Here is a 17,705-nt window from a genome sequence, read left to right as displayed (position 1 = left end):
TAAGGGAATTAAATTTATTGTTGCCTTCCTGAGCAATATTTTTTCATACAAAAAACGTCATTTTTTTTATTTTAACCCAATGCTTTTTATGACAGTATATTTTTCTATAAAATTCATCTTATTGAGTATGAAAATCAATATACTACAAAAATTAAAAAATAGCGTTTACAGGCATTTTTACAGGCATTTTTTTTGTCACATAAAATTCATTTAAATTTCTTTGTCCGGAGATTTATTTTTTCTATTTTCGCACCGGATTTTAGAAAACTTCCAACCTGAAAACAGGAAAATGCATCTTTAAAATAATACGACATCTTTTGTCGTGTGTGAGCATTAATTTTGCAGCAATGGAAATTATTTTTCTAATCAATAGTCATTAAAAAACAAGAACCATGATAAAAACACATCCTTATCGGGCCATTTCTCCATAGCGCTCCGAATTCTAATACAGGAATTCTGTATTCTCAGACCTTTCAATTTTAAACAATAATAATACTTATCATTAAACACTTTGTATGAATAAATTCTACTCAGGAGCATTTTTCTTATGTTCCGTACTGGGCGTTTCTGCCCAGGAAGTGATCTGGCAGAAAGACATCAAATCCTCCATCCAGGATTTTCTTTCCCAGGTTACCACTACTATTGATCAGCAGTATTTGATAACCGGCAGTTCTATTAGAGCTGGAAGCGGGATGATGGAAGCTGGAAGTAAAAGCCAGATGCCAAATTCCGACACCCAGCAGCAAAACAACGGTTACGATTTTCATTTGGTTAAATTAAACCAGCAGGGCGAAGAAGTCTGGGAGAAATATTTCTCGGGGCAAAACCATGATTTCCTTTCGGCTACCGTGAATACCCAGGATGGCGGATTCCTTATTTCAGGAACTTCGTTTAGCAGTAAGGGGTTGGATAAAAAAGAAGATTCCAAAGGCGGAAGCGATTTTTGGCTGATCAGAATCAATGAATTCGGAGATGAGTTGTGGCAGAAAACGATTGGAAGTAGTTCGGATGAGGAAGCAAGAGCAGTAATTCAGACAACGGATATGGGATTCTTTGTGGCGGGAAATATAATGACAGGTTCCCTTCGAGAGCCTCAGGGAACGAGAACTTTGGGTTACGGATCCAAAGATGTTTTGGTCATTAAATTAGATAAAAACGGAAAAGAATTATCGCAGCTTATTTTAGGCGGAAAAGGTTTGGATGAAGTAGAGAAAATGATTCCTACGAAAGACGGCGGGGCTTTACTCGGAGTTTATTCGAGAAGCGGAGCGGTAGCTGGAAGCGGGATGCCGGAAGCGGGAAGTAAAGCCAGCAGCCAGATGCCAAAAGCCAGCGGCAATTTTGGGGAGGGTGATTACTGGATTATCAAACTCAATAAAGAAGGCAAAGTAGAATGGGAGAAGAATTTCGGAGGAAAGGGAGATGACCATTTGAGAACATTAGCTTTAACCTCTACAGGTTATTTAATCGGAGGCGAATCAAGGTCTGAACGGTCAGGGAATAAAACCGTAGGCATCGAAGAAGGAACCGACTTGTGGCTGATTTCTTTAAACGAAAGAGGCGAAGAGATCTGGCAGAAATCCTACAATTTCAAGAACCGGGATGTGCTGATGGGAATGAGCGTAATAGCCGGGAAGCAGGAAGATGGAAGTGGGAAGTCTAAAGGCGTTTTATTGGGAGGTTATACCCAGGCTGAAGGAAGAATTGAAAGTGATGATGAAACGTTCTGGATGCTGTATCTGGATCAAAATGGTAATGAGCAGTGGAGAAAACATGTAAAAGGAGAATCCAGGAAAAAAGAGGAAAGACTTTCGGATATAAAGCTGAACAGGGATGGTTCTATAGTTTTGGCCGGAACCAGTGCAGAGGAACTGGGAAAAGAGAACTGGAAAATTGTGAAGCTGGGAGATAAGCAGATCGACCAGCTGATCGAAAAACAGGATATCAAGATCTACCCAAATCCGGTGAGTGATTATGCGTATGTGGAGATTGGAATGGAAGATGGAAGCTGGAAGCTGGGTGATGGAAAGTTCGAGGCAGAAATTATTGTATATGATATGGGCGGAAGACAATTGCAGAGCCTGAAAACAAAAAATAAAGTCACGAAGATCAATACACAGAACCTGATTCAGGGAGCGTATCTGGTGACGGTGAAGACCAATGATAACAAAACAGCGAGTGCTAAATTGATTAAGAAATAATAATGATGAAAACAAAAAATAAAATATTGGTGTTTATACTGCTTAGCAGTATGTATGCTCACTACGATGCACAACAAGAAATAAATTTTGGGGATTTTTCAAGACCTGTTCCTTCCGTTTCTTCTTTGGCTGCATATAATAATACCCCTGTCTCTTATGCTTCCGGAATCCCGGATATTTCCATTCCTCTATTCGGATTGCCTACCAATAATAAAAATATCAATCTTAATTTAACACTATCCTATAACCCAATGAATGTGGCTCCAGGAGAGGCCGCAAGTGATGTAGGAACAGGCTGGTCGTTATTTATGGGTGGTGTAATCTCAAGAAGAATTATCGGCGAACTAGATGAAAAATATGATGATGCAGGCAATGGACATTATATTAAAAATGCTTTTGATGATATTTATTATTACAATCTCCCGGGACTTTCAGGTAAGTTTAAAATCATAAGAGATATTGCTTCAAACACCTTCAGGGTCGTTAATTTATCATCAAATATTGTAAAAATCGAATATACAAGAGAAAGCAATCCTGCCACACTTATTTTGAATTCTTTTATTATTACCGATACTAAAGGCATCAAATATATATTTAATGACTACAGTAGAAGTAATTCTGAGCAAAATTCATTTATGCTGGGAGGAAGAGTATATAAATCTGCGTTTTTCTTAAGCCAGATTAAAGATGCCAACAATGTGGAAATTGCTAATTTTTCCTATCAAAAAGATATAAAATATAAAAATAACAGCAATGTTTTTATTCAATATCAGACCTGTAAATTAAAAACCATCAGCTCTCCATCATATGGAAAAATAGAACTCAACTATCTTTATAACAGTTCTATGGAAAATACCATGAATGATCCTTACAGCATTGATAATGTTCAGTTAAAAGATAATTACAACCATGTGATTTCAAAATACACCTTTGGATACGGTGAATATTTGTATCCTTTTTTTAATGGGATCAGTACGATTTCTACTAATAAAAGAATATTAACCCAGCTAAAAAAAATCAACAGGAACAATATTGTTTCCGAAAAAACCGAGTTCCAGTATAACAATCAGGAATATGAGCAATTTCCCGGAGACGGCCTTACTCCATATGGATTTAATCTTACATATTTTTGTCCGGAACCGGATGTTACAAAAAATCCGAGAACAATCGGCTTAGGAGTATTAAAGAAAATCATTAATCCTACTGGTGGCGCCATTGAGTATAATTTTGAACCGCAGGAAATATATATCGACAAGAATGCTCCCGCCTATTTAAATCCTATTTTAAACGGTGAAAGTTTTGTTGATCCACAACTGCAGTATCTGAAGCAATTCAAAGAAATTGTTTATGACACCAACCAAAATACGGACTATTTATTTACGGTTACAGGCACAGCAGGAGCTCCAAAAAAAGTGTATGTGGAGTTTCATGTGGATAACCTTTACACTCCGCCGTATTGGGACAGCAACACCCCTACCTACGTTGATTTCAGTATCAGAAAAGGTGCTGAAGTAATTCCTGGAAACGGAAGCTGTCCAAACCCTCTTTTTGACGGTACTTACAGGGTAGTATCCTACGATCTTCTCCCGGGAAGCTATGTGATAAAGTTTACGGGTTCGGGAGGGAACGGTAAAGTATACATGCATGATATCGGTCATATTCCTACTCCTTTTAAAAATAAGGATATCACTAACGGAGTAAGAATAGCCAATATTAAATATTATGAAAATGCATCAGCTACCAATCCTGTAAAGACTGTTCGATACAGTTACGATAGCTTTGTAAACAGCAATAATTCCACCGGTTACAGCTTTAGTCCTGAAGATGACTTTGGAAATATGATGGTTTCCACTTTCACATTATACAAAAACGTTAAAGTTACCAATGCAGATGATAATATAGGATATACCAGATATTATTATAAAAATCCGGATGATTATCCTGCCTACAGTTCTTCCATAGCGGGAAACAGCGTGCAGTTCTGGTCCTATTTTAATCTTACAAAGAATGGAATACTAGATAAGAAAGAAATCTACAACTCCCAAGATCAGCTTCTGGTTTCCGAACAAAATGATTATGTATTTGATAATATACCAGGGTCTGAAAACTATCCTATGATAGGGGACGAAACGTATTCAAGAGCCGCTTATTATAAAAAAATGACCGGAACTTCCAAAAGCTATCTTGGTAACCAGATTGTTGAAGAAAAAACAGAGACAGAATTCAATTCTGAAAATCTTCAACCTTCTATAGTTAGAGAAATAAATGATAATGTGATTACCGAAAAAACATTTACTTATCCAACTCCGCAAGGAGGTGGTTATACCCAACTTATTTCAAACAATATCATTGGAATACCTGTAGCTGAAGAAACTAAAGATAATGGAAAGACATTAAGTAAATCTCAGACAAAGTTTGATAATTCCTCTTCTACTTATCCTACTTCCGTTTTGACAACCAACATCAGCGACGGGACTACAAAGACCGCTATGAAATTTGATCTCTATGATGAAAAAGGTAATCTGCTTCAGTTCACTACATCAGTAGGAATCCCAACGGCTATTGTTTACGGATATGATAAAACACAGCCCATTGCTAAAATAGAAGGCGCAACTTATGCACAGGTGTCTCCTTATATACAGTCTATTATAGATGCTTCCAATGCAGATGCGGCGAATCCCTCTAATGAACCGGCTCTTCTTACCGCATTGGATAATTTCAGGAAAACCTCTGCATTACAGAATTTCCGGATCACAACCTATACTTATGATCCGCTTATAGGAATGACAACCACTACTCCCTCAAACGGTATCAGAGAAATATATTTGTATGACACCGACAACAGACTGACGAAAATTGTGGACATGAACGGGGTTACTTTGAAGGAGTATCAGTATAATTACAAAAACTAAACACATGAAGAAAATAATAGTACTGCTTAATTTGTTTGTGGTTGCTCTTACTTTTGCGCAAACTAACCTTACCACAACAGAAAATTATATTTACGAAAAAAACTGCTTAACGGAAGACTGTTCGAAAAAAACAGAATCCGTACAATACTTTGACGGCCTGGGACGGGCAAAACAAAGTGTTATTGTAAAAACAACCCCATCCGGTAAGGACATTGCGGTTCCCGTAGAGTATGACAGCTACGGAAGACAGCTGAAAAGCTATCTCCCGATCCCACAAACAGGGACGCAGAACGGAGCTATTTACAGTAACCCTCTCTCCAATGCTTCTTCGCAGTATGGCGCAGAAAAGATCTATACCGAAAAAGTACCGGAAGCCTCTCCGTTAGGAAGAATACAGCAGCAAAAACAGATCGGAAATGACTGGGCTTCACATCCCGTAGAATTTTCATATGCTTCCAATACCACCGCAGACGAAGTAAAAAAATATACGGTGGCTACAACCTGGCTGGAGGGAAGAACAAACAGTGTTTTAAATCTTTCAGGAACATATACTGCGGGCACATTATACAAATCTGCCGTTACGGATGAAGATGGTAATACAACTACAGCATTCAAGAATAAAAAAGGGCAAACGGTTTTAACAAGAAAAAAAGACGGAACTCAGAACGTGGACACGTATTATGTGTATAATGAATACGGTCAGCTGGCTTACACCATTCCCCCGTTGGCTTCTGCTTCGCCTACACTCACGACTTCCGTACTGGACAACCTTTGCTACCAATACCGCTATGACGGGTGGAACAGGCTGGTAGAAAAGAAAATCCCCGGAAAAGGCTGGGAATTTATGGTGTATGACCAGCAGAACAGACTGGTTCTGGCGCAGGATGCCAATTTAAGAACAACCAATAATAATTTTGCGGCCAAAGGCTGGATGTTTACCAAATACGATCAGTTCGGAAGGGTGGTCTATACCGGTTTCTTCTCCAACACGGCTACCAGGACAGCCATGCAGACGGCATTAAACAATATGTCCGCTAATGCAGCCAATAATGAGACAAGAAGCACCACACCGTTTACCTTAAACGGGATGGATGTGTACTATACTAAAACTGCCTTCCCTACAGGAAGTATGAAGATTTTAAGCGTAAATTACTATGATACGTATCCTTCATACGGCTTTAACCCTGCTTTTCCTACAGCCATTATGGGAAAAAGCCTCCTTTCCGATAATTCCACGGCCAATGCCGTCAGTACGAAGGATCTTCCGGTAATGAATCTGGTAAAAAATATTGAAGATGATAACTGGACAAAAAACTATGTCTATTACGATACCAAAGGAAGAATTATAGGGACCTATTCTATTAACCATTTAGGCGGTTATACGAAAACAGAATCTGATCTGGATTTTGGAGGAGTTCCTCAAAAAAGCAATGTCTACCATGTAAGAAAGCCCGGTGAATCCGGAATAACGGTTAAGCAACGTTATCTGTATGATTCTCAGAACAGATTGCTTCAGCATTATCATCAGGTCGATACAAAACCTGAGGAGCTGTTATCTGAAAATACATATAATGAACTTTCCCAGCTGGTTAACAAAAAAGTAGGAAATAATCTTCAAAGCATCGATTACACATACAATATCCGGGGCTGGCTTACGGAAGTTAATAAAAATCAGATGGATGCGGCAGATTTGGGAGGAAAATTGTTTTCCTACCGCATTAAATATAACCAAAAAGACGGGATAGCCAACCCTGATCCCGCACAGTTTGCAGGAAAAAATGTAGTGCCGAGATACAACGGGAATATTGCAGAAGTCGACTGGCGTGCGGTAGAAAGTGTAGGCGTTAATCCTTCCCTTACCCCAAAAAGATATGGTTATGCTTACGATTCTTTAAACAGAATTACGGCAGGATATTATCAGAATCCCAACAACCCGTACAGTAAAGAAAATACGGAATCTGTATCGTATGACCAGAACGGAAATATCACCAGCCTTTACAGAACTTCCGTAACGGAATACGGAACCAATACTGCTACGGTTATTGATAATCTCAGCTATGCATACGCCGGAAACCAGGCAACCAGTATTCATGACAGCTCCCAAAACTTTGCAGGTTATGAAGGCGGAGGAAATACCATTGTTTATGACCAGAACGGCAATATGACGAACATGCCGGACAAAGGAATAAGCTCCATCAAATACAACTACCTGAATCTCCCGGATTACCTGAATCTAAACAGGTTCGGCAATGAACAGGTAACAATTAATACAAAATACAGGGCAGACGGAACCAGGCTGAGAAAAGAAAATACCACCATTATCACCGGTGTTAACGGGGATACCACTACTACCGGCATTACAGATTACCTGGATGGCTTCCAGTATTTTTCTTCCGTTAATCCGTCAGGCGGAGGAATGGGATCAATGTCAGCCCGCGCCATGCAGCCGCAGACCTTTTCAATTGACCAGGCAAAAACCACACCTCCTGCCAAGACTCCTGACCTGAAGTTTTTACCAACTGCGGAAGGATTTTATGATTATACAAAAGATCAGTATATTTACCAGCACAAAGACCATCTGGGGAATGTAAGGGTTTCCTATGCCAGAAACAGTGCAGGCGCTCTTGAAATTGTTGACAATAATGATTACTACCCGTTCGGGATGAATCATCTGAATTCCGGAACGGCATTCTTTGGACAGGGAAGCTATAAAAACCATAAATACAACGGAAAAGAGCTTCAGGAAACGGGAATGTACAGCTACGGCTGGAGAGACTATATGCCGGATCTGGGAAGATGGAATGGGATCGACCAGCTAGCAGAAAGTTATCATTCTACCAGTACCTATGCTTATGTAGCCAATAACCCGATTTCCAATACAGATCCGGATGGAAGATGGATCTATGAAGACGGAAGCATTGGACAGGCACCTTCAACATGGAGTATGCTGGGACCAAAATACAAACCTTATCTGTCTTACAGTACATCTGACGGAATGGGTTATAACAGCGGTGCCGGAGTAAGCGGATCATATTCCTTTACCGGAAATAATGCTGCCACCATGTTCAATTATTTTGCCAATGGAGGGAAAATTGACGGGATTGTATTTAATAAAGGATATGCAGAATGGTGGACGGATGGCGATATACAAATCTATGGCTCTATTACAAATGATGAAATAGATGTAAATTTACAAGCAAAGATACTTCATAAAATGAAAATTTATCAGAAGGAACAGTTTTGGGATGGTGTAACCAAAAAGCTTGGTCCTTTAAGTTTTGCTAATGATGTAAAAATTCAATCATTTGAAGCCGCTATCAGAAGAAGTGCTGGATTAACAATCAATGAGTTCAATGCTCTAAATAAAACTGCACAAGAATTAAGAACCCTAAGTGCATTAGGTTATACTGGAACTAAATATCTTAGTGTATTTAAAAACTTAGGTGTAGCTGCATCAGTTGTTACAACTGCATACTCTGCGACTAAAGTTTATAATCAATATCAAACAGGTGGGATTAATGAGGTTTTCAGTCATAGGGATGTTGTTGATACTACGGTTGGTTTGGTTGGACTCGGCACAACTGCTTTAGTCACCCTTGGCCTAGTATCAAATCCTGTTGGATGGGCTATTGGTATTGGTGTTTTAGTATATGGTACAGGAACGATGATTTATGATATGACACAACAACCTTAATTCTTAAAATATGCAAGAATATAATATAAAAATTTTTAGGCAATCAAGAGTTTTATTAAGTCTTTTTTTGCTTCCTCTGCTGTTTTTGTTATCTATCTTTTTAGGTGCTTCGCTAAATTCAATCATTATTCCTATTTCACTTATGGTAGTTTGGATTTTCATATCCTACTATTTTAGTTTTGGAAATCTCAAAATAATAATCAAGAATGATAATGAATTATTCTTTGAATGGGAAAAGAAGTTTATTTTTAATTATAAATCGATTGATTCTGTAAAAATAAGGGACATAAAAACTATTGTTGTAGATAACGGCAGATCGCTAAAGAAAATCAAAACGATTGATCATACGATCTATATTAATAATTCTAATATCAATTCAAATGATGTAGTTAAATTTATAGAAAAGATTAAAGAAGATAATATCAGGATTATAGACAGTTGGGATGAGTTTAAAGAAAAAGGATATCTCAAAATGGCTTATTTTATTAATACAATAATATTAATTATATCATTTATTGTATTTATAATCTTTACAATTCTAAAAGGATTTAATCCTGTGTACTTATCTATTTTTTTATTATTTATACCACAAGTAATTTTATATCAAAAACATATTAAAAGTAAAATACAAAAATAATATGTTAATGTAATTGTTTCTGATCTTGAGAAATATTCGCTCAAGGCACCTTCAACATGGAGTATGCTGGGACCAAAATACAAACCTTATCTGTCTTACAGTACATCTGACGGAATGGGTTATAACGGCGGTGCCGGAGTAAGCGGAGCATATTCCTTTACCGGTAATGATGCCGCCACCATGTTCAATTATTTTGCCAATGGAGGAAACATGAGTGGGATCACCTTTAAAAACGGATGGGCAATGTGGGGAACATTAGAGGGAAATCCATTCTTAGAAGGTTATGACGGAGATATGTATGTAAGTAATACGGGGAGCGTGGTTTTGCATAGAGCAAAGGTTGAACAAAAAGATTTCTTTACAAATTTAGCAAATAACCAATATTTTAGTGCTGGTCATTTGGGAATTAGTGAATCTATATCTCGTTTTGGTAATTATTCTATGGTTAGAGCATTAAATCATAGCTATATCAACTTTACTGTTTTAAATGATTTTGCAAGACCATATATAGGAACAACAGTTGCTGGAATAAGAATGAGTTCCACTGTTGCCGCTAATATTGGTAAAGCTGCCAAATATGGAGGTGTAGCTTTAGGAGTTGTATCGATCGTTGCTACAGAGCTTCAGTATGCAGATGGGCAAATTGGTGATACTGAAAGGATAATGAATCATATTATGACAGGTGTGGGATTTATTCCAAGCCCATGGACAATCGGAGCAGCCTTATTATATGGAGCAGTAACAGGAGGTTATCAAGCTATAACAGGTAGAAGTATCTTTAATGATATGGGACTTGGTCCTAAAAAATAATTATTATGATAAAACTTATTGACTATGTAATTTTTCATTTAGATTGCTTATATAAAAGAATGGATAAATTTAAAGATAAAGATAGAGGATTTGAAAAATTTTGGTTAGTTGCAATTATTTCTTCTTTTATTAATTTAAATATTTCAAGTATTGATAATGTTCTTTTAAATAATTATTTTCATACACTTAACAAGTATATTTTTTTGTTTATTATTCCCATTATAATGTATTTTGTTTATCATTTTTTTGTCAAAAATGAGAGATTTTTAGAGTATGGCTTTAAGGAAAGTAAAAAAGGTTATTTAATATTATTTATGTTATTTGTAACAATGATCATATTAATGATTATGGTGAAGCCAATAACACATTAGTAATATCTTAGGCATACTAAATTATTTTGCAATTTCCGGAAAAAGTTAATTAATACAACGGAAAAGAGCTTCAGGAAACGGGAATGTACAGCTATGGCTGGAGAGACTATATGCCGGATCTGGGAAGATGGAACGGCATCGACCAGCTAGCGGAAAGTTATCATTCAATAAGCCCGTATACATATGTAGCCAACAATCCTGTATCAAATACAGATCCGGATGGAAGATGGATCTATGAAGACGGAAGCATTGGACAGGCACCTTCAACATGGAGTATGCTGGGACCAAAATACAAACCTTATCTGTCTTATAGTACATCTGACGGAATGGGTTACAACAGCAGTGCCGGAGTAAGCGGAGCATATTCCTTTACCGGAAATGATGCCGCAGCGATGTTCAATTATTTTGCCAATGGAGGAAGCATCAGTGGGATCACCTTTAAAAACGGATGGGCAATGTGGGGAACATTAGAGGGAAATCCATTCTTAGAAGGTTATGACGGAGATATGTATGTAAGTAATACGGGAAGCGTGGTTCTGCATAGAGCATGGTTTGGAAATATAACAGATTTGGGTTCTTTTTGGAAACCGACGAGTACAACAACATTTGCTGGAGTGACAAGCTTAATTATGGAAAACCCTTTTATTAAAGCGGAAAATACCATGTATCACACTAAAGGAAATGCAGGAATATCAAATATAGATTATAGAAGAGTAAGAAATATTAATACGGGTAAACAAAATAACTTAGTATCTATGCAACTAAACTTGTCTTATCTTAATCTTTATAATGAACTTACTACTGCATCAGATACTAACGAATAATGCAAATGTAAAATCTGTAGCTCAATCAAAGATTCAGTTACAATAATATTAATATTTTGAGAACAAACAGGAGAAATTAAAAATCACATACGTGGAAAATAATTTTAATATAGAAGTTGATAAATCCAGTAAAAAAACTATTATAATATTCATAATAGCTTTTGGATGCATTTTATTACTTACGATAATGTATTTGATCATAAATTCAAATAGATTAGTAAAGGAAAAAATATTAGCAATCGAGAGAAATGCTAGAGTGGTCGATATTTATAACAATAAAAAAGAGCATAATTTTCTCTATGTTAAATATTCTAATGGAAATCAAAAACTTTTAGAATATCCGTATAAATTGGGAGATTCCGTTTCAAAGAAAAAGGGTGATTCTATTGAGTATATTTTTAGAAAAGACAGTATCATAAAAAATAATCTTTTAGAAGACTCCCGAAAAAATGGTTTTTTAAAATAAAAAAGCTGCCTTTTCAGGCAGCTTCAATGATTTTATAGCTAACAATATTATTTCTTCGCTTTTACATCTACAGCGATCTCAATGTCCTTGCTGATCATCCATTCTGCAGGATCGGCTTCGGAAGTACCGAACTTGATCCCCCAGTCTGCCCTGTTTACCGTAAACTTAGCCTGAATAGAAGCCGAAGTTTCCGTTACATCCACTTTTGCAGGGAATGTTACGTTCATCGTTTTTCCGGATAACGTAAGATTTCCGCTTACTGTTTTATTGGCCCCTGCAACTGCATCTGCAGAAGCATTCTTAAGATCGGTTACACTGGTAATTTTGAAATCTGAAGTAGGGTTTTTAGCAGTATCAAAGAAATCAGGGTTTTTAAGGTGTGCTTCAAGATCTGCAGGTTTCTTGTCTTTTTCCGTTACGGAAGCAGGATCTACCTTGATTGAATTCATATCAATCACAAAGCTTCCCGCAGCAAGCTGTCCGCCTTCAATGCTCAGATCTCCGGATTTGATGTTGAGCGTCCCCCAACGCGGAGCCATACCCCCTTTGTGGAAAGCTTTCCAGTTTACTACAGAAGCAGCCGTATCAACAGCCAGTACCTCTCCTTTACTTTCAGCTACCGTCTGTTCCTGTGATGTTGCCGCATTTTCAGCAGATTTTTCTTTCGTACATGAAGCAGCAAAAAGACCTACTCCCACAAGAGCAATTACACTCAGTTTTTTCATATTATCAATTGTTTTAAAAGTTTATTACTGATGATCCGAAATGGTATTTCCGGTTTTGATTTTTCAAAAATAGAGAACTTCTTGATGACATCACTTACCATACATCAAGAAATCTCACGGTACCACAGTATTCAGTTGATGAATATAATAAAAATCTGTTTAATACAGCGCTGTGTTTTAATAATATCTTAATCCTGATTACCGTTTTTCTATTGTTTCATCATTTCTAATCATGTAAATTTGCGCACTAATTCCAAATGAAATTCAGATTTATGACAAAAAAAATTATTTTCCTATTAAGTATTTTCATGGCTTTCTGCAGTTTACACGCGCAGGGCAAAGCAGAAAAAGCGATAACCACATTCTTTGAAAAATATCCCCAGGAAAAAATACACCTGGTTTTCAATAAAAACAGCTTTGTTGCCGGAGAAAATCTATGGCTGAAGTCTTTTGTTTTCAATGGATATGACCTCTCATCTATTTCCACATCTATGTTCGTGGAATTGTATGACAGCAATAAAACCCAGATCAGTAAAAAAATTCTCCCTCTTCTTAACGGACAGGGCAGCGGAAGCTTCGCTTTACCCGAAAACCTGAAAGAAGGAGTGTATTATATTAGAGCTTACACCACCTGGATGTCCAATTTCAGTGAAGATTTTCAGGCATTGCGGCAAATTGTTGTGTACAATCCATCATCTCCCGAGAAAGTAGTTTTAAATGATACTTCAGAATGGACTGCTTCTGTTTTTCCGGAGAGCGGAACATTGGTAGAGGGCATCAATACAAAATGTGCAGTTCGGTTACAGTCAAAAGGCATCACCCCATCCGAATGGAGCGGTTATGTAGTAGATGCAACCAAACCTGATGTAAAAATAAGCTCTTTTAAAGGCTTTGATCAAAACGTAGGCGCCTTTTCATTAACCCCGAAAGCGGGAGTACAATACCAGTTGATCATAAATGATTCTAAAGGAAACAGAAAGGTTGTTGATTTGCCTGCTGTTTCCGATTCGGGGATAAACCTTCAGGTTTCAACCGGAAATGAAGCGGTAAAGTTTTCTTTAAAATCTAAAAACACAGCATCAGGAACTTCATATACCGTAATCGGTACCATCAACAATCAGTTGGTTTTTAAAGTTAATTCTGATAAAATTTTTGAAAAGAACTTTTCAATTCCCGCACAGCAGCTTGTTAACGGAATTCTTCAGCTCACCGTGTTCGATGATAAAGAAAATATTGTAGCCCAAAGACTTACTTTTGTTCAGCCGGGATTATTAAATATTAAAAAACCGGAAATCAAATCTGTAGCGTTCAATGAAGCTTCAAGAGCTTCAAATGCTTTCAGTATCGCTCCGAATGAAAACAACGATGCTTATACGGTACTTGTAATGGACGGAAGCCTGGAAAGTTCTGAGGATGAAAACAGCCTCTTGAGTACGTTATGGCTTACCGGGGATATTCCTTCTAAAATATATGCACCGGCTCAATACTTCACGCCAAACCGTAATCCTGAAGCGTTGGATGCTCTTCTGATATCAGAAAAATGGAAAAGATTCGACTGGCGTAGCATCATGTCGGGTACGTTCCCAATCATCAGTTATCAGCCGCAGCCCTATATTTCGTATAAAGGAAAAGTGACGGTACAGGGAAGACCTGCCTCGAATGCGGAATTAAATCTTTTATTCGAAATGCCGCAAGGCGGAACAAATCTGTCTCAGATAAAAACGGATGATAAAGGATTTTTTACCCTAAAAGGACTGATCTTTGAAGATGCCATTAAATTCTCTTATCAGCTAAATGATCCTAAAATCCCAAAGGAGCAGGTGCAGGTGATTTTCCAGCCGGATTATTCATTTGTTACTTTGAAAAAAGCATTGCCGGAAAGCAATTATCATCTTGTACCACGTGAAAATAATGAGCAGCCGACTGAAGCCGTAAAGAGATATATGGCAACAAAAAATACGCAGAGCAATATTGATGAAAAAGCAACGCTTATTGAAGAGGTGCGATTAAAAGCCAAGAAAAAAGATAAAACAAAAGAGCTTAACGATAAATTAAGCAGTCCGTTATTCAGAAGTATGAATGAAACGGTTTTTGATTTTGTAAATGACGACAACTCAGCACAGGGATACATGAATATTTTGCAGTGGCTTCAGGGAAGAGTTGCCGGACTGACCATAGAATCCAATATGGGAAACTATATTCCAAAATTAAGAGGAGCTAACATCAATATTTATCTGGATGAAATGAAAATTGATGCCTCACAGATCAATTCAGTACCCATCTCTGATATTGCGATGGTAAAAGTCATCAAAGATTATTTTGCCGGCGGATCCGGAGGAAGCAGCGGGGGCATTGCCATCTATACCAAACGTGGCGGAATAACCGGTTCTTTAAGTGATTCCGCAACTTCTACAAAATTAAAAAAGTCCGTTATGAATGGCTTCGATAAAGAAGCTCCTTTTGTCAGCCCCGATTATAATGACCGTGGATTTAAAGACATTTCTCAGGATCTGCGGACCACCCTGTACTGGAGTCCTTATGTAGAAACAAACACAAACGAATCAGCAAGGATACAGTTCTTTAATAATGATGAGGCTAAAAATTTTAAAATAATCATTATGGGATTCGATACCAAAGACTATGTTCCCATCTACTATAATGAAATTGTTCAATAAAACTAAATGAAAACAGTACCACTCGTACTGTTTTTATATTTTATAATAGTCTTAAAATAATTCAGGACATCCGGGAAAAATCAAAGATTTTTTTAAACTTATGTATTCTTAAATTTGTGCAAAAATTATCCTTACATCTAGTGTGACTATGTGTTTTAAAAGCTTTTGCAACCTTTGTGATTTATAAACTTTAAGCATCCTTTTTACAATACATTCCTCTTTTATAAAAAAGTCTGTATTTTAGCCGCTTAAATTTTAAAATGAACGCCACACGTTATATACAGCAGATTCTTGATATTCCTGAAAAAAATATTGTCCCTACCCTTCAGCTGTTGGCCGAAGACTGTACCATTCCTTTTATTGCCCGGTACCGGAAAGACAAAACAGGAAATCTGGACGAAACACAGATTGAACAGATCTCAAAGATCAGCAAACAGTTTGAAGAGATTGTCAAAAGAAAAGAGACCATCCTGAAATCTGTAGAGGAGCAAAATGCTCTTACCCCAGAATTAAAACAAAGAATTGAAGAAAGCTTCAACCTGCAGGAGCTTGAAGATTTATATCTTCCGTTTAAGAAAAGAAAAAAAACCAAAGCCGATGCTGCAAAGGAAAAAGGTCTTGAACCTTTAGCTAAAATGATCATGAGCCAGAAAGCCCAGGACCTGCAGTCTCTGGCTTCAAGATACCTCAATGAGAAAGTCGGGACCGAAGAAGAAGCACTTCAGGGAGCGAGAGATATCATGGCTGAATGGATCAACGAAAACATGTATGTCCGCAAAAACCTGAGAAGGATCTTCCAGAGAAAAGCTGTGATTACCTCGAAAGTTGTAAAGGCAAAGCAGGAAGAAGAAGATGCTAAAAAATTCTCACAATATTTTGAGTGGGAAGAAAACCTCAGCAGAACTCCCTCCCATCGTCTCCTGGCCATGTTGCGTGCAGAGTCTGAAGGCTATGTAAAAACAAATGTGGGAATTGATAAAGATGAAGCGATTGAATTTATAGAAAATGCAATTATTAAATCCAATAACGAAACAGCGGAACAGATTGCGCTGGCTATAAAAGACAGCTACAAACGCTTGCTGGAACCTGCCATTTCAAATGAAACACTGCAGGAAGCCAAAGAAAAGGCAGATAAAAAAGCCATCGAAATTTTCTCTGAAAACCTCACACAGCTGCTGCTTGCCCCTCCACTGGGAGAAAAGAGAATTCTCGCCATCGACCCGGGTTACAAAAGCGGATGCAAAGTCGTTTGCCTGGATGAAAAAGGCGATCTTTTGCATAATGAAACCATTTATCCTCACGCACCACAAAATGAATCCGGCATGGCTATGAAGAAAATACGGTCTATGGTAAATGCTTATAATATTGATGCCATCTCCATAGGAAACGGAACTGCGAGCCGCGAAACGGAATTTTTCATCAAAAAAATTGCTTTCGACAAACCGTTACAGGTTTTTGTAGTTTCCGAGGCAGGAGCATCCGTATATTCTGCCAGTAAAATTGCAAGAGAAGAATTTCCATCGTATGACGTCACCGTTCGTGGTGCAATATCCATCGGAAGAAGATTATCGGATCCTTTGGCAGAGCTTGTGAAAATAGATCCTAAATCCATCGGCGTAGGGCAATATCAGCATGATGTAGACCAGACCCAACTGAAAAATGAGCTGGATTCTACTGTGATGAAGTGCGTCAACGCAGTGGGGATCAATCTTAATACGGCCAGCAAATCATTGCTGAGCTATGTCTCCGGGATCGGTGAAAAAATGGCGGAAAATATTGTAAATTTCCGTGCCGAAAATGGTGCTTTTGAAGACCGTAAACAACTGAAAAAGGTTCCGAGACTGGGCGAAAAAGCTTTTCAGCAGGCCGCTGCGTTTGTAAGGATCAGCAATCCGAAAAATCCTTTGGATAATTCTGCCGTACATCCTGAAGCATACGGAATTGTGGAAAAAATGGCAAAAGATTTAGGCATCAAAACGCATGAACTCATTGCCAGTAAAGAAAAAATTGCACAGATTACACCTGAAAAATATATCACAGACGATGTCGGAATTTTAAGCATTAAAGATATTTTAAAAGAGCTTGAAAAACCGGGACTGGATCCAAGAAAAGCAGCAAAGGTTTTTGAATTTGATCCGAATGTGAAGAAAATTACGGATCTGAAAATCGGGATGATTCTTCCCGGAATTGTTAATAACATTACAGCTTTCGGGTGTTTTGTAGATCTGGGAATAAAAGAGAGCGGACTGGTACATATTTCCCAGTTGAAGGACGGATTTGTATCTGATGTGAATGAAGTGGTAAAACTACACCAGCACGTTCAGGTAAAAGTAACGGATATAGATGAAGTCAGAAAAAGAATACAGCTGAGTATGATCTTATAAATTATT

General features: G+C 37.6%; 10 protein-coding genes and 1 pseudogene. 10 read left to right on the top strand and 1 reads right to left on the bottom strand.

Going from position 1 to position 17,705, the window contains the following annotated elements:
* The first annotated feature begins 515 nt into the window (after nucleotides 1-515).
* The 8 genes and pseudogenes from ODE14_RS02730 (at nucleotide 516) to ODE14_RS02695 (ending at nucleotide 11,915) form a co-directional block, all read left to right on the top strand.
* Nucleotides 516-2,201 (top strand): T9SS type A sorting domain-containing protein, encoded by a 1,686-nt coding sequence (locus ODE14_RS02730; protein ID WP_263602883.1) that lies wholly within the window; start codon nucleotides 516-518, stop codon nucleotides 2,199-2,201.
* Between the two features lie 2 nt (nucleotides 2,202-2,203).
* Nucleotides 2,204-5,113: a hypothetical protein gene (locus tag ODE14_RS02725; RefSeq protein WP_263602882.1), complete on the top strand. Its 2,910-nt coding sequence runs from the start codon at nucleotides 2,204-2,206 to the stop codon at nucleotides 5,111-5,113.
* Between the two features lie 4 nt (nucleotides 5,114-5,117).
* Nucleotides 5,118-8,807 carry an RHS repeat-associated core domain-containing protein gene (locus tag ODE14_RS02720; RefSeq protein ID WP_263602881.1) on the top strand — a complete coding sequence of 1,230 codons (3,690 nt, stop codon included), beginning with the start codon at nucleotides 5,118-5,120 and terminating at the stop codon, nucleotides 8,805-8,807.
* A 10-nt stretch (nucleotides 8,808-8,817) separates the two neighbouring features.
* The gene (locus ODE14_RS02715) at nucleotides 8,818-9,444 is read left to right on the top strand and encodes a hypothetical protein (protein ID WP_263602880.1); all 627 of its coding nucleotides are present in this window, start codon (nucleotides 8,818-8,820) and stop codon (nucleotides 9,442-9,444) included.
* Between the two features lie 114 nt (nucleotides 9,445-9,558).
* Nucleotides 9,559-10,254, top strand: a complete 696-nt coding sequence (locus ODE14_RS02710; protein ID WP_263602879.1) for a hypothetical protein — start codon at nucleotides 9,559-9,561, stop codon at nucleotides 10,252-10,254.
* A gap of 5 nt (nucleotides 10,255-10,259) precedes the next feature.
* Complete coding sequence (locus tag ODE14_RS02705; RefSeq protein ID WP_263602878.1) at nucleotides 10,260-10,625, top strand: hypothetical protein; 366 nt, start codon at nucleotides 10,260-10,262, stop codon at nucleotides 10,623-10,625.
* Between the two features lie 65 nt (nucleotides 10,626-10,690).
* Nucleotides 10,691-11,449 (top strand): annotated as a pseudogene (locus tag ODE14_RS02700) (RHS repeat-associated core domain-containing protein); the annotation flags it as partial.
* A 91-nt stretch (nucleotides 11,450-11,540) separates the two neighbouring features.
* The gene (locus tag ODE14_RS02695) at nucleotides 11,541-11,915 is read left to right on the top strand and encodes a hypothetical protein (RefSeq protein WP_263602877.1); all 375 of its coding nucleotides are present in this window, start codon (nucleotides 11,541-11,543) and stop codon (nucleotides 11,913-11,915) included.
* A gap of 47 nt (nucleotides 11,916-11,962) precedes the next feature.
* On the opposite strand, the gene ODE14_RS02690 is transcribed toward ODE14_RS02695, so the two are convergent.
* A complete protein-coding gene (locus ODE14_RS02690) occupies nucleotides 11,963-12,640 on the bottom strand; it encodes a YceI family protein (RefSeq protein ID WP_263602876.1) in 678 nt (225 codons plus the stop codon).
* Between the two features lie 272 nt (nucleotides 12,641-12,912).
* Between ODE14_RS02690 and ODE14_RS02685 the strand changes: the two genes are divergently transcribed.
* Nucleotides 12,913-15,315: a hypothetical protein gene (locus tag ODE14_RS02685; protein ID WP_263602875.1), complete on the top strand. Its 2,403-nt coding sequence runs from the start codon at nucleotides 12,913-12,915 to the stop codon at nucleotides 15,313-15,315.
* 260 nt (nucleotides 15,316-15,575) lie between these two features.
* The gene (locus tag ODE14_RS02680) at nucleotides 15,576-17,699 is read left to right on the top strand and encodes a Tex family protein (protein WP_263602874.1); all 2,124 of its coding nucleotides are present in this window, start codon (nucleotides 15,576-15,578) and stop codon (nucleotides 17,697-17,699) included.
* The last annotated feature ends 6 nt before the right edge of the window (nucleotides 17,700-17,705 follow it).

Source organism: Chryseobacterium sp. PET-29 (genome assembly GCF_025736815.1).
Taxonomy (GTDB): domain Bacteria; phylum Bacteroidota; class Bacteroidia; order Flavobacteriales; family Weeksellaceae; genus Chryseobacterium; species Chryseobacterium nepalense.
This window is presented reverse-complemented; position numbering and strand designations above follow the sequence as displayed.

What these genes read in the sequence shown, in the direction of transcription:
- ODE14_RS02690 (WP_263602876.1), bottom strand. Translation starts at nt 12,640, where the DNA reads ATGAAAAAACTGAGTGTAATTGCTCTTGTGGGAGTAGGTCTTTTTGCT.
- ODE14_RS02725 (WP_263602882.1), top strand. Translation starts at nt 2,204, where the DNA reads ATGATGAAAACAAAAAATAAAATATTGGTGTTTATACTGCTTAGCAGT.
- ODE14_RS02730 (WP_263602883.1), top strand. Translation starts at nt 516, where the DNA reads ATGAATAAATTCTACTCAGGAGCATTTTTCTTATGTTCCGTACTGGGC.
- ODE14_RS02705 (WP_263602878.1), top strand. Translation starts at nt 10,260, where the DNA reads ATGATAAAACTTATTGACTATGTAATTTTTCATTTAGATTGCTTATAT.
- ODE14_RS02720 (WP_263602881.1), top strand. Translation starts at nt 5,118, where the DNA reads ATGAAGAAAATAATAGTACTGCTTAATTTGTTTGTGGTTGCTCTTACT.
- ODE14_RS02685 (WP_263602875.1), top strand. Translation starts at nt 12,913, where the DNA reads ATGACAAAAAAAATTATTTTCCTATTAAGTATTTTCATGGCTTTCTGC.
- ODE14_RS02715 (WP_263602880.1), top strand. Translation starts at nt 8,818, where the DNA reads ATGCAAGAATATAATATAAAAATTTTTAGGCAATCAAGAGTTTTATTA.
- ODE14_RS02680 (WP_263602874.1), top strand. Translation starts at nt 15,576, where the DNA reads ATGAACGCCACACGTTATATACAGCAGATTCTTGATATTCCTGAAAAA.
- ODE14_RS02710 (WP_263602879.1), top strand. Translation starts at nt 9,559, where the DNA reads ATGGGTTATAACGGCGGTGCCGGAGTAAGCGGAGCATATTCCTTTACC.